The 12513-nt window shown below is 44.8% G+C and carries 15 protein-coding genes; 6 read left to right on the forward strand and 9 right to left on the reverse strand.

The genetic code is table 11. The annotated features are described in order from the left end of the window. From VIP81_RS13420 to VIP81_RS13430, 3 genes are all read right to left on the reverse strand, one after another. The coding region (locus VIP81_RS13420; RefSeq protein ID WP_331961284.1) for a SusC/RagA family TonB-linked outer membrane protein at positions 1 to 1466 on the reverse strand (1466 nt) is incomplete at its 3' end. A gap of 300 nt (positions 1467 to 1766) precedes the next feature. Then, on the reverse strand, positions 1767 to 2912 hold the full coding sequence (locus tag VIP81_RS13425) for a FecR family protein (protein WP_331961287.1): 1146 nt from the start codon (positions 2910 to 2912) through the stop codon (positions 1767 to 1769). A gap of 72 nt (positions 2913 to 2984) precedes the next feature. Beyond that, positions 2985 to 3575 carry an RNA polymerase sigma-70 factor gene (locus VIP81_RS13430; RefSeq protein ID WP_331961290.1) on the reverse strand — a complete coding sequence of 197 codons (591 nt, stop codon included), beginning with the start codon at positions 3573 to 3575 and terminating at the stop codon, positions 2985 to 2987. Between the two features lie 263 nt (positions 3576 to 3838). Here VIP81_RS13430 and VIP81_RS13435 point away from each other — a divergent pair, with 263 nt between their 5' ends. Both VIP81_RS13435 and VIP81_RS13440 read left to right on the forward strand, forming a co-directional pair. Beyond that, positions 3839 to 4159: a metalloregulator ArsR/SmtB family transcription factor gene (locus tag VIP81_RS13435; protein ID WP_331961294.1), complete on the forward strand. Its 321-nt coding sequence runs from the start codon at positions 3839 to 3841 to the stop codon at positions 4157 to 4159. Beyond that, complete coding sequence (locus VIP81_RS13440; protein ID WP_331961297.1) at positions 4156 to 4659, forward strand: SRPBCC domain-containing protein; 504 nt, start codon at positions 4156 to 4158, stop codon at positions 4657 to 4659. Before VIP81_RS13435 ends, VIP81_RS13440 begins: the two co-directional genes overlap by 4 nt. Before the next feature lie 75 nt (positions 4660 to 4734). Here the strand turns inward: VIP81_RS13440 and VIP81_RS13445 are convergent, their stop codons facing one another. The 4 genes from VIP81_RS13445 to VIP81_RS13460 all read right to left on the reverse strand — a co-directional run bounded on the left by VIP81_RS13445 (position 4735) and on the right by VIP81_RS13460 (position 7998). Continuing rightward, positions 4735 to 5508, reverse strand: a complete 774-nt coding sequence (locus VIP81_RS13445; RefSeq protein ID WP_331961299.1) for a hypothetical protein — start codon at positions 5506 to 5508, stop codon at positions 4735 to 4737. A 142-nt stretch (positions 5509 to 5650) separates the two neighbouring features. After that, a complete protein-coding gene (locus VIP81_RS13450) occupies positions 5651 to 6529 on the reverse strand; it encodes an NmrA family NAD(P)-binding protein (protein WP_331961302.1) in 879 nt (292 codons plus the stop codon). Between the two features lie 104 nt (positions 6530 to 6633). Then, positions 6634 to 7554 (reverse strand): helix-turn-helix transcriptional regulator, encoded by a 921-nt coding sequence (locus VIP81_RS13455; RefSeq protein ID WP_331961305.1) that lies wholly within the window; start codon positions 7552 to 7554, stop codon positions 6634 to 6636. A gap of 9 nt (positions 7555 to 7563) precedes the next feature. After that, complete coding sequence (locus tag VIP81_RS13460) at positions 7564 to 7998, reverse strand: DoxX family protein (protein WP_331961308.1); 435 nt, start codon at positions 7996 to 7998, stop codon at positions 7564 to 7566. An 83-nt stretch (positions 7999 to 8081) separates the two neighbouring features. Here VIP81_RS13460 and VIP81_RS13465 point away from each other — a divergent pair, with 83 nt between their 5' ends. Further along, positions 8082 to 8420 (forward strand): helix-turn-helix domain-containing protein, encoded by a 339-nt coding sequence (locus VIP81_RS13465; RefSeq protein WP_331961311.1) that lies wholly within the window; start codon positions 8082 to 8084, stop codon positions 8418 to 8420. Positions 8421 to 8493: 73 nt separating this feature from the next. On the opposite strand, the gene VIP81_RS13470 is transcribed toward VIP81_RS13465, so the two are convergent. Continuing rightward, positions 8494 to 9573 (reverse strand): acyltransferase, encoded by a 1080-nt coding sequence (locus VIP81_RS13470; protein ID WP_331961314.1) that lies wholly within the window; start codon positions 9571 to 9573, stop codon positions 8494 to 8496. A 245-nt stretch (positions 9574 to 9818) separates the two neighbouring features. Here VIP81_RS13470 and VIP81_RS13475 point away from each other — a divergent pair, with 245 nt between their 5' ends. Genes VIP81_RS13475 through VIP81_RS13485 form a run of 3 tightly spaced genes read left to right on the forward strand, consistent with a single transcriptional unit; the run spans position 9819 to position 11693 of the window. Continuing rightward, on the forward strand, positions 9819 to 10595 hold the full coding sequence (locus VIP81_RS13475; protein ID WP_331961317.1) for a pseudouridylate synthase: 777 nt from the start codon (positions 9819 to 9821) through the stop codon (positions 10593 to 10595). Between the two features lie 44 nt (positions 10596 to 10639). Beyond that, complete coding sequence (locus VIP81_RS13480; protein WP_331961320.1) at positions 10640 to 11350, forward strand: ATP-grasp domain-containing protein; 711 nt, start codon at positions 10640 to 10642, stop codon at positions 11348 to 11350. 19 nt (positions 11351 to 11369) lie between these two features. Continuing rightward, complete coding sequence (locus tag VIP81_RS13485) at positions 11370 to 11693, forward strand: S24 family peptidase (protein ID WP_331961323.1); 324 nt, start codon at positions 11370 to 11372, stop codon at positions 11691 to 11693. A gap of 27 nt (positions 11694 to 11720) precedes the next feature. Here VIP81_RS13485 and VIP81_RS13490 read toward each other — a convergent pair. Beyond that, the coding region (locus VIP81_RS13490; protein WP_331961326.1) for a hypothetical protein at positions 11721 to 12513 on the reverse strand (793 nt) is incomplete at its 5' end.

The following is a 12513-nucleotide window of genomic DNA, read 5'->3' on the forward strand; positions in this document are numbered from 1 at the left end:
AGTTCAGACGCCTTGTAGTTACCATTAAAACTGAAGGAATTTCTTTTCTGCCAGCCATTTTCAGCGGCGATATCCTGGTAGTTATAGTTGGTATAGGAAGCCCTGATGCTTCCTTTTTCATTGCTACCGGCAATCGCCACATTCGCAGATGTGGAATGACCATTCCGGAATAAGGAAAGGAAGTTGCCGTTATGCGGAGAGTTCTTCACCATGGAGCTGTCATAAAACATCACGTCCGATCCATCAAAAGCGGGTCCGAAGCTAAAGCGCTTGTTAGGCAGTAACCTGGTTTTTGTACCATTGATGGTAGCATAGGTAGTATCGTAAAGGTTATCTCCCAGGCCGTACTTGTTCTGCAATTTCAGGTAGGAGATAGGCTGTTCTACGGTGTACTGCAGGTTACCTGTCATACCAAATCCTTTTACATTACGACCATTTTTTGTGGTGATAAGCATTACACCATTCGCAGCATCACTACCATATAACACGGTGGCTTTTGCACCTTTGAGGATATCGATAGATTCAATATCATCGGGGTTGATATCATTGATACCTGCGCCATAGTCAAATCCTTGTCCAATGTCGCCACCCAGTTGGGTTTTGCGGTCACTCAGGATTACGCCATCCACCACAAACAGGGGTCTTACATTTTGGTTGGGGTTCATACTGGCAGCACCACGGATATTAATCCTGATACCACCCTGAGGACCGGATGCACCTGTATTTACACCTACACCGGCAGCTTTACCATACAGTGCCAGGAAAGGGTTCATGGTAGTACCGGCTTTGGTCAGTTCATCACCTTTAATAGTACTGATGGCATATCCCAATGTTCCTTTTGGACGTTTAATACCCAATGCAGTGACCACCATTTCATTTAATCCGCTGGAAGCAATGGAAAGGGTTACGTTCACGGAAGTACTGGTACCTACGGTAACAGATTGCGGATCAAATCCAACAGAGCTGAACACCAGCACTACATTTCCTTCCGGTACATCAATGCTGTATTGTCCCTGTACATTGGTCGTGGTACCGGTTTTGGTGCCTTTGATCAGAATTGTTACGCCGGGTACCGGTGCACCGTTGGCATCCTTTACCACCCCGCTTATTTTTCGTATCACCACTTCCGGTATATCGATGTAGGGCGTGGCATTTTCCAGTTTGGCATCTTTCTCTTTTACAGCAATGATTTTACCGATCACTTCATAGCTGAATGGCTGATTCTTGAAAAGCAGCGCCAATACGTCTTCCAGAGAAGCATTCTTAATGGAGATGTCTACCGGCTTACTCTTCTTCAGCATAGCATCTTCATACCAGAATTTATAACCTGATTGTTTCTTGATCTCTTCAAACACCTTTTGAATAGGTGCATTCTTCTGCGATAAGGTTATCTGTTGCGACAAAGTTTTGGCGCTGATCTGCAAACAAACTACCGTTAAAAGGATAGTTGTTAATTTTATTTGCATAATCAGTTGTTTTTTAAGCTTCAGGTGCACGCCCGATTGACGGAATGCCAGGACGCGATCTTTGATGGTTGATAATAGCCCAGGTACATAGACGGGCTTTGCATGACAATTAGATTGCATACATTTGTGGTGTTTGGGTTTAGATAATCTGATTTCTGGTATTATTGATGTCGGTGGCTTACCCAGGCTTATTGCCAGGGGCGGGTGAGATCGCTCCTGGTTTTTTATGCCGGTTCCTCCGTGTCGTTAGGGACCTTTGTTCATTACTAAGTATTTGGTTGATATAAAATGAATAACAAGCTACGGCATCACTATCAGCCTGTGATTGTCCATTTTGAAATGGATTTTGCTGATTTCGAGTAATCGTAATAACTCAGACAGGTTGGCATCTCTCGGAATATCTCCGGTAAAGCTGCGTGCCGGTACATCTCCGCTATATACTACTTCTACATCGTACCACCTTTCTACCTGACGCATGATTGTTTTGATATCTGCACTCTTAAACGAGGTAAGTCCATTTTTCCAGGCTACTGCCAGATCAACATCTGCTTTTTCTATAACGTGCATACTGCCATTTGGTTCGAGCGTAGATTGCTCTCCCGGCTTTAATACATTGAAGGCATCTGCCTTACTTACTTTTACTGCACCTTCCAGTAAGGTGGTTTTCATGGCCGCTTCATCTGCGTAGGCCATTACGTTAAAACTGGTGCCGAGTACGGCTATATCTGCTTTGTTTACGGTAACAAAGAAAGGTTGACTCACATTTTTTACTACTTCGAAATAGGCTTCACCACTCAGTTCTACCCGACGTTCCTTCCCCACAAATGCGGTCGGGAATTTTAGCGAGGAAGCTGCATTCAGCCATACTCTTGATCCATCGGGCAACTCGAGCCGGTATTGTCCGCCTTTGGGCGTTTTTAGTACGTTATAGGCCACGCCACTATTAGGGGAAACCTGTGTCGGATCATATTTCAATAAACCCGGACTGGCGTGTAAATTCACATTGCCGGGTTGAGTCAGGGTGCCGTTTAAATTGCTGTCCAGCGCAATCTCATGACCATTGGCCAGCGTGAGCATTGCTTTGTTCCCTCCCGGAGCAATATCTTTTTGCTCATCTTTCGTCAATGCAGGTGTCGATTTGCTGGTTTTTGGTCCACGGGTCGAGAGTACCCAGGCCCCACCGGCAACAATCAATAACACCGCCGCTGCGGCCCACCGATGCCAACGCACTGGTTTCAAGGGTACCAGTGTTGGCGCCGGCTTCAGTTGCGGGAAAACCTCTTCAGCGGAATCACCGGACTGAATCCAGGCTTCTTCTATCAACAATTCCAGTTGTGTATGGTTATCTGCTGCATTCAGAAAGTCACTTAACTCAGATTGTTCCTCAATCGTGATTATTTTGTTCGAGTATTGACTTAGTAAGTAACGCAGCCTGGTGTTGTCCATTGGTATAGATTGATTCTACACTATAAGACAGCAGGAAGTATCAAAAAGAGGTAATGGGGAAGAAAAATTTTTTTAAGGATGGAAAGAATGGCCCATCATCAATAATAAGATATTGATTTCGGGATGTGCCATGGCATAGTTGCGGATAGAACGAAGTGCCAGTACCATATGTTTTTTAACCGTTTCAAGGGAAATGGCCATGCGCTCCGCTATCTCCGCCTGACGCAAACCTTCATCCCTGCTTAAAAGATAAACTTTCTGACGCTGGGAGGGCAGCTCCGCAATCGCCTGGTCTATAATACGACGGAAATTCTTAATGGCAGTATCTTCTTCTTCCTGTTCCTGGATGTCGGCAATACTGAGTTCCCATGCCTGTTTCCGGGCCAGTTCCCTGCCTAGTTTCTTGAGAAAGGATAAGCTGTAGTTACGCGCTATTGCGTAGAGATAAGGATGGAAATGTTCGACCTGGCTTAGCTTCTCGCGCTTTTCCCAGATCCGGATAAAGATTTCCTGCACAAGTTCTTCTGCCAGTGGCCGGGACCCGGTCAATTGCATTACGAAAGCACCCAGTCTGTTACGATACGTATGAAATAGCTGCGCGAAAGCCGCTTCATCGCCTTGCGACACCCTGAATAGTAAATCTGGTTCACTATTTAATTGCACGGTATTCAAATATATTTTAAACGATTTCCTTTAAACGTGAATGCTGGTTGATGTACTGGTGTAAAGATATGTATTCCTGCCATGATAAAAAATCACATGTTGCGTCGCCCGGGGCCCCCCGCTTTCTTCCTACAAAAGAATGCCGTTTGGGAAAAATAGTGCGCTCTTCTTCCCAAATTTCAAAAAGTAGAAAAAAATTTGTGAAACTGATTGGTTGCGCATATATTTGCAACCGAACAGTTGCTCAACAGAATTTTGATCACATGAGAAGAGATGTTTTTCAAGCTATCGCAGACCCGACAAGACGGGCCATTATTATGCTCATTGCCGTACAGGCAATGACGCCGAACGCCATTGCAGAACATTTTGAGACCAGCAGACAGGCCATTTCCAAACATTTACGCATACTCACAGAATGTGAACTGGTAAAACAGGAGCAGCAGGGCAGAGAAATATTTTATACCCTCGAAGTAAATAAAATGAAAGAAATAGATAAATGGTTAGGGCAACTTAGAAAGATCTGGGAAGACCGCTACCATCAACTCGATAATCTGTTATTAACCATCAAACCAAATAAAAAATGAAAAGTATTCAGCAATTCGACTTCCTTGTTGACAAGGTTAAAAACACGCTCACCGTTAGACGGGAATTTCTTGCAGATCGCCAGCTGGTATGGGATGCTCACACGAAAAGTGAATTACTTGATCAATGGTTTGCTCCTGCACCACTTACCACTAAAACCAAAACCATGAGTTTTACGGAAGGCGGCCATTGGCTGTACGCGATGGTAGAACCCAATGGCACAGAATATTGGGGACGTATGGATTATGAAAAAATCCAAGCCATCGATTCCTATGCAGGTTTAGATGGATTCTGTAACGATAAAGGTGAACTCAATCCGGAACTGCCCCGCGCTAAATGGAATGTTACCTTTACGGATCTGGAAGACAATACATTGGTGGAAACCATTGTTAGCTACAATTCGCTCGCGGACATAGAAGCCGTTATTAACATGGGTATGGAAGCAGGCATGACTTCCACCATGGAAAGACTGGACGATTTGTTGTTGAAGCTGCGTAAATAAGTGCAGACCCCAATAAAAAGGAGAACGCAACAGCTGCGTTCTCCTTTTTTATTTTTTATCAAATTCGAAGTATCGTTAAAACTTAATCAACAGTTTTTCTGCGATCAGCTTACTGTCTTTGTAATATTCGAAATGCCATTCTCCGTTCTTCTTCATCACAATCCCGTGCGCTGTCCCATTGTCGGCAATGAAATAATCGGGCGCCGATGTTTTCAACAGGGTTAACACTATTTTAGGTGCGGTATCGATTAATTGATATCCGTTAGCGGTGGGCTGTGCATACAGTGTGCCGGCGGCTTCCTTTGTTTCCGGTGCTACCGGTGTGGTGGCAGGCAGGGAAGGAGTGGGGGCAGCAGTAGCTGCAACGGTAGCGGCAGCAACAGGAGCAGCTACTGCTGCTTGCTGAGGGGCCGCATTCACGGTGCCATTGTAAGCATATGGTACATCATTCAGAGAAGTAAAGGCATCTCTTAACGCAAGATTATAGGAGGTAGCAAATTCTTTCTCCCTGCTTTTTCCTTCTTTACTTTTAAAAAGAATATTCCCCTGACAATCCTTTAATATCACCGTAAGATTGGTTACAAACAATCCTTTTTTCTGTGCCACATCGGTGGTCAGTGCATTACATCTGTTACCGGCCAGTTCTTTCGGGATGTCTGATTCAAAATAAACCGTAAATCCTTTTTCTTCCAGCAGCGATTTGGTCACCGTGTTTAACCCATACTGGTTTTCTTCTTTGGAAAAATTGAATTTTTCCGGTACCACCACATATTTGTAGTTATTGATGGTGTTCTGCGCATACCCGGAAAATGAAGCAAAGAGACATAGTAATAAAGCGTATCCTTTCATATAATATTTTGTCTGCTAATTTGGACGAATATATACAAAATAATGATCAAAATCAGCGGAACCCGGACACCCACGTGGAGGCTATATATTGATAATCCTGCGGAGAAGCTTTCCTCCACCGTAGGATTTACCGCAGCTCTTTTTAAAAAGCAGCGGCGAATTCTTTTGCAAAATCTGCCAGTTTTACTTTTCCCAGCACCGCCGGCGGATGAAGGGCATAGTCGGCCAGTAATGCCCCGCTTCGGGTGCTGGCGCCTATTTCCACGAAGTTCCTGGCCAAAGGCGCAGGTACGCCATTCTTTTCCAGGTTTTCCTGCAATTGATCGTCGGTGAAGGTCACCCATTTTAAATCGGGCTGGCCTATAGCCGCGCCTATTGCCTGGGCAATCTCATGGGGCGTACACTCATCGCTGGCGATGTACCTTACTTTCCGGCCAGTAGCCGGTGCGAGGATCTCTTCTGCAGCGGCTGCGGCAATGTCAACAGGTTGCACCAGCGCTAATTTATCATCGCCGCCAAAGTTGGAGCCCATAAAGCCCGCTTCTTTTATCATCTTCGTAAAACCAAACAAATTATAATAGAAGTAGCCGGGGCGTAAATGGGTAATCGCTATGCCAGGCAGCTCATTCAGCATGTTTTCTACGTGATGTGCGCCCAGGATGAATCCGGTACCCTTGTCTAAATGCGCACCATAGCTGCTCAGATACACCACGTGCTTTACAGCGGAGTGTTGTAGGGCCTGTACATAGTTACTCCCAATATGGCGATAATACCCCACCTGATCCATGGTGCCAAAGTTCGGCGGTACCATGGCAAACAAGGTATCGGCGTTAGCGATAGCAGCAGTAAGAAAACCCATATCTTCCAACGAACCAATGGCAGCAATGACCCCCAGGGCTTCTATGTCTTTTTGTTTTTCCGGCTTGCTGCTGATAACGGTAACGGTATGTCCTTTTTGTACTAATTCCTTTGCCAGTGGCTGGCTGATGTTGCCTAGTGAACCGGTTATTACAATATTCATGTGTTTTAGTTTTTGTTTCCCAGGTAACTCTGGTAACACAAAGGTCTATGTAACACAACTTATTACTGTAGTGGAATCTATGATTATTGTAGCCATTTCCGGGGTTAGTTGAATGAATGCCGGAATGCCAATGGCGACAACTGCGTTTTACTTTTGAATAATTTGCTGAAAGATTGGGAATGTTCAAACCCCAGTTCATAGGCAATTTCACTAACCGATAAATCTGTTGTCGACAATTTCTCTTTTGCTTTTTCTATTAGTTTATCATGGATATGTTGTTGGGTGCTTTGGCCTGTCAACGTTTTGAGCATTCCGCTTAAATAATTGGGCGATACGTTTAAGGTGGTAGCAATGTACTGAACAGTAGGCAATCCGTTTTTAATGATGTCATCACCATTGAAATACTCCGTCAGTATATCTTCCAGCCGATTCAATACTTTATGATTGGTGATTTTCCGGGTTAAAAACTGCCGGTGATAGAATCTTTCGGCATAGGTCAGCAATAATTCAATCTGGGCAATGATTACCGGCTGACTGAATTTATCTATGTTGGCGCCATATTCCTGTGCTATGTTTTGCATGATGGCGGTCACGGTGGTTTCTTCCTTTTCAGAAAGATACAGGGCTTCGTTTACGGCGTAGTCAAAATACTCGTATTGTTTGATGCTGCTGGCTAAATGCGTATTCCATAAAAAATCGGGATGAACAATCAGCAGCCATCCTGCATGGTTTATTGCTTCCCCTGCTGCTACTTCTATTTTAAATACCTGTCCGGGAGACATAAACGTCATCAGGCCTTCGTCAAAATCGTATTCCTGTTGGCCATACTTCATCCTCGCATTAAAGTTTCTCTTAAGTGCGATGGCGTAAAAATCGGCCACTAAATTCACAGACTCATAACCCGGTATTTGTTTGATGGCTTCAAAGTTAATGACGCTGATGAGCGGATGTCCCGGTTTGGGCAGTTGCATCAACTGGTGATAGTCACTGATTGTTTTTATCCGGTGAGGCTGTACGTTTTTCATGAGCTGCCTTTATTTTGCGGTGATGGGCGCTTTTTTTAATCTTCCCCAGGCTATAAAAATAGCTATAAATGCACAGAAAATGTTCATCCCAATCACGGATGCCTCTCCTCTGGACACGTGAAAGACGGTGGCGCAGATCATCAGGACAACAACGCCTATAGCCGCCCATACGGCGAGCAGTGGCTTCATACGCAGTAAAGAGGGGAGTATTAAACCAAGGGCGCCCAGTAAGTCAATGACCCCTAACCATCTTACCACGGCTGCAGGAACCTGTCCGGTCCATGGCATCATCGGGGTTATTTTTTCAATAGGTTGAAATTTTAATGCGGCGCCTGTGATCAGAAAAAGAGCGACCAGGATTTGTGCTGCCCATAAGGTAACGTGTATTGTTTTAGAAGCTGTTTGCGGATAGGTCATGTGTTGCTGAATTTTTAATAATGGCACAAACCTACTTATATTTGGTTTCAATTGGATAGCGCTATCCAATTGGATAGTATCATGAAAAAATTAAAAGGAAAACTGCATATATGCTAACAAAAGGTGGATGTCCCAAAACAGCGCTTTCTATCAAAGACGCACTGGAAGCACTGGAAGGCAGATGGAAGTTGTTGATATTATTTTCCCTGGCATCAGGCCCCAAACGCTTCCGGCAAATATCTAAGGAAGTGGAGGGGATCACTGATAAAACTTTGTCGAAAGAGTTGAAAAGTCTGGAGACGAATGAGCTGGTGGAAAGAGCTGTATATGATACTTTTCCTCCTACGGTTGAATATACCATTACTCCGCACGGGAAGTCACTTGAAACCGTGATGGATGCTTTACATTATTGGGGGCTGGCACATCGGAAGAAAATTATGGGGAAATGATTTCTTTGCCGCGGCTTGCCGGGCGGTTGTTGGGGGCATGTAACTAATCAGTATAGTTACATGCCCCTTGCATTTATTTTCTTCTGGCAGTTAAATATTTTCTCACAGGAATATCATACAGTACCATTACCAGGTACGCAAAGCCAATTAAAAGGATCGTTCCTCCAATAATCACCAAAGATAATTCTGTGGTGCCGGGTTTATGCGAAGTATAATAATTTGCGAAGATCCACATGGCAACATAATGCGTCATATACAGCGGGTAAGAAATTTGTCCGGAAAAAACGCATACTTTTTTTAATGCAGGAGTGAGGTGAGCACCGGCACCCAGGGAAATGATCAACGGGAAATAAACCAATACCACCAACAGTTCGGCCAGCCAGTTCAACTTAATATAAGGCATTAAAATGGCGGACATCAGCAATATACCCGTACCAATGAAGCCCAGTCTGTTTTTGATAATCAGGTTAAAACGGAAAATAATGATACCTGCTAAAAAAGACCAGGCAATACGCGCGGAGCCGTCCCAGAAGCTATCTTTACCCCATCCACCCATCAGGTTTCCGGCACGGTAGGCCACAAAGGAAAGTGCTGCAGCAGCGATCACGGCTAAGATCACCAGGTAGCGGCGACTGATTTTATAAAGCACAAAAGCATAAAAAATATTAGCCACATATTCCCAGAATAATGACCATGCAGGAGCATTAAAGCTGAACAGGTTAAAATAACGATCCGGCATAATAGGCAAAGGGATCAGGAAAATGGAGCTGAGAAAAATGACCGCTACCTGCGTAAACCCGAGCACCTGCGGAGACAGGCCGAAAGGATTCCAGAGAAAGCCTAACAAGCCCAGTACAGATCCCATCACCACCAGGGGGTGTAATCGAATGACTCTGGAGATAAAAAATTCCCGCACACCCATTTTCACTATACGATTGTCGTAAGCATATGCAATTACAAATCCGGATAAACAGAAAAAGAAGTCTACCGCCAGGAACCCATGCCCGATGAAGTTCTTGCTGTAGTCTGAATACACGATTTCCATAAAATGAAAGACCACTACTGATATAGCTGCGATTCCCCTTAATCCGTCCAGAATCTCAAAATGTTGTTTGGTTTTTAGCACATCCGGGCTAAGCTTGTTCACGTTCATTGATCACTATTTAATTTAATATTCCGGCCATGACAACCGTAATGGTACGTTGAGACTTATAAAAACGGGCGGTAAGATACGGCTAACATTTTAATCTTCCTACGTAATACGTTTTGTAGTGGATGAACGGAAAGACAACGGTTTTCACGGCCCTTTCTGCCGGCCTGCGGCTTCATCTGTAATGGGTTGGCCTGTTTTCGAAAAAATGTATTAAATTTGCGGCTTATTTTAAGAGAAAACAGTGCATGCATAACCTGGTGGACGAGCGATCAGCGTTTTGCACTTTTGACGAATCAACCACGGTGAATGCATTAGCCGCAGGGCTCACCTTTTCGATAAACGACGCGCCACACCCGCTTTGCCGGCTGGCAGCCAGCCAACTACAGTTACATCTGCAGTATCAGGAGGAGTGGAAGCATAATTTTGGGTTGTCATCTGAGGCAAACGGTGTGATTATAGGAAAAATGTTCGGCGTATTGGCCGTTCGCACAAAAGAAGATGAACTGGGTTACCTGGCGGCATTTTCAGGCAAATTAGCAGGTGGCAACCACCATGCAGGATTTGTTCCGCCCATCTTCGATGGCCTGGTCGAAGGAGGATTTGTAAATACCGGCATGACAAAGCTGACGCAGATCAATCAGGAAATTACTGCCCTGGAATTATTTGACCCCGAAGCAAATGCCCCGCAGATCCATCTCCTGAAAACATTACGGAAGAACCATTCCATTTCTCTGCAAAATAAAATTTTTGAACAGTACCACTTTTTGAATAAGGCGGGCGAATCAAAAAGCTTAGTGGAAATTTTTGCTAACACCGTGTATAAGAAACCACCGGCTGGCGCCGGAGAATGCGCGGCCCCCAAGCTCTTACAATATGCCTTTCGCCATGAAATGGAGCCATTAGCCCTGGCCGAATTCTGGTGGGGCCTGTCGCCCAAATCCGCTTATTGGCAACACGGACATTTCTATGCACCCTGTCGTGAAAAATGCGGACCGATACTGGCGCATATGCTGGGAAATTAAAAAATCCCTTCAGTGCCCTGTTTTAGACCCTATATTTGAATGCTATGAAACCAACTATACTATTGATCCCCGAAAAGACAGATGCTGAATTTGAGCAGGTTTTTGCCACCTGGACAAACAAAGGAGGACGCATACAGCGACTGGGAAAGTATTGGGTCCGTGATGAAGCACTGGCCAACCAGGAAATTGCCATCTATGGCAACCAGACATTTGCATTGGTCCTCGCCCAGATTTACGATGTAACCCTGCTCTCTCCCGACGATACATTCATCGCAAGACTCGAACAGCAGTGGACCAAACGGCATATTACGCTGCAGCAAATAGGGCAAATGACCACGGCAGATTTTCCTGTTTTCATTAAGCCGGTCATCCCGAAAATATTTATTGCCGGTATTTTTGAAACCTTGTCCGACTTTCAGCAAGCTACCGCCGGATTAAACGACGAGGAAGAAATTCTCGTTTCAGCTATCGTGGAATCGATTCAGGCAGAAGCCAGGAGCTTTATTAAAGACGGCATTGTCATGGATGTTGCGCTTTACGAAGGCACAGCCGATCTGGTAACGGCAGAAAATTTCCTGATAGATTTTATCGGCCACAAAAAAGAAGAACTACCCCATGTAGTGGTGGTTGATATTGCCTACACTGAACAGACAGGCTGGTTTGTACTTGAATTTAATGCTTGCTGGGGCGCGGGATTGAATAACTGCAACGCCGAAAAGGTGATAGACTGCATTATCAGCGCCACCCAAAACTAATACACCCAATTTTTAAAACATGAATAAATACGAACGATTAAAAAACGAGCTGGAAACAACCGGCACCGGAAAAATGAAAGCCTTTGGCACCTCTATGTTACCCATCCTGAAAAGCGGTACCCTGCTTACTTTTATAAAAGCTCCCGAATATGCTATTGGCGATATCGTATTCTGCAAAGTAAAAGGCAGGTATATTGACGCCCACAAGGTGATTAAAAAAGACACCAACAAAGGATGCCTGATCGCCAATAACCACGGTTATGAAAACGGCTGGACCAAGGTAATTTATGGAAAGGTGATTGCCGGCGAATTTGAAAACAGAATGATCTACAAGAAAGATTGATGCGATAAGCAGCTAACCCCTCCCACCTTACGAATACTTAAACAAGTTTTCCCGTCCTGCAAAAAGTTGCCTGATAAATGCCAGCAGTGGCTCCCCGGCGAAGGTAATGGTCAGTTCATGCGACCCGTAAATGATCCACTCATAATGTTCATCAAAATAAGCAGTTTCGTAACTGTCCGGATTAAAGTCGGCCGGGGTTATTTCGGTAATGACACCTTCTTCTGTTATTTCCAGCAGATAGGGTCTGGCATGCCCGTCAATAAAGCGGCGCAGGGATTCGTAGTCTGCTGTTGTTACGTCTCTTTTAGCGAGATATACAACTTCAGAAGGAGATTTGGGATCGATGGGGTCCCAATAGTTTCCATCATAATTCCAGCGTTCCAGCAACTGTAGATCTACTTGCTCCTTTTCTGTTGCATCCAGGCGCCTGCGATGGGGGAGTGGGGCGGTTTGTTCCAGTGCTTCGGGCGTGATGGTTTGTATAAAATGAATGAATTTTTCCCGCTCCTGCTGAATGGCGGCAGTTTCAATGGGATGCTCTTCATCTTCTGTAAAAGGAAGTCCGGCGGAAAGCCCAATCTGCACCAGCGTTTCGCGGGAAACAGCGGGATTACCCACCAGCACTTCTATTTCACCGAGGATGGCGGAAAGCATATTATAACGGGGAAATAAATCGTAATCACTATCGGAATAAGTATACACCGGAAAATCCTGGCCGGAACGTTCGTTCCTGTACCTGTTGGCCCAATGGGCATGATGGTCTATACAATAACGGCGTGCAGCTGTAATCAGCGCTTCAGTAAAGGTCATTTTGCAATGA

Origin of the sequence: Chitinophaga sp. (assembly GCF_036566945.1) — a bacterium.
Lineage (GTDB): Bacteria > Bacteroidota > Bacteroidia > Chitinophagales > Chitinophagaceae > Chitinophaga.

Excerpts from the sequence above, each read along its gene's own strand:
- VIP81_RS13425 (WP_331961287.1), bottom strand. The coding sequence starts at position 2,912 with ATGGACAACACCAGGCTGCGTTACTTACTAAGTCAATACTCGAACAAA.
- VIP81_RS13435 (WP_331961294.1), top strand. The coding sequence starts at position 3,839 with ATGAGAAGAGATGTTTTTCAAGCTATCGCAGACCCGACAAGACGGGCC.
- VIP81_RS13440 (WP_331961297.1), top strand. The coding sequence starts at position 4,156 with ATGAAAAGTATTCAGCAATTCGACTTCCTTGTTGACAAGGTTAAAAAC.
- VIP81_RS13445 (WP_331961299.1), bottom strand. The coding sequence starts at position 5,508 with ATGAAAGGATACGCTTTATTACTATGTCTCTTTGCTTCATTTTCCGGG.
- VIP81_RS13450 (WP_331961302.1), bottom strand. The coding sequence starts at position 6,529 with ATGAATATTGTAATAACCGGTTCACTAGGCAACATCAGCCAGCCACTG.
- VIP81_RS13455 (WP_331961305.1), bottom strand. The coding sequence starts at position 7,554 with ATGAAAAACGTACAGCCTCACCGGATAAAAACAATCAGTGACTATCAC.
- VIP81_RS13465 (WP_331961311.1), top strand. The coding sequence starts at position 8,082 with ATGCTAACAAAAGGTGGATGTCCCAAAACAGCGCTTTCTATCAAAGAC.
- VIP81_RS13470 (WP_331961314.1), bottom strand. The coding sequence starts at position 9,573 with ATGAACGTGAACAAGCTTAGCCCGGATGTGCTAAAAACCAAACAACAT.
- VIP81_RS13475 (WP_331961317.1), top strand. The coding sequence starts at position 9,819 with ATGCATAACCTGGTGGACGAGCGATCAGCGTTTTGCACTTTTGACGAA.
- VIP81_RS13480 (WP_331961320.1), top strand. The coding sequence starts at position 10,640 with ATGAAACCAACTATACTATTGATCCCCGAAAAGACAGATGCTGAATTT.
- VIP81_RS13485 (WP_331961323.1), top strand. The coding sequence starts at position 11,370 with ATGAATAAATACGAACGATTAAAAAACGAGCTGGAAACAACCGGCACC.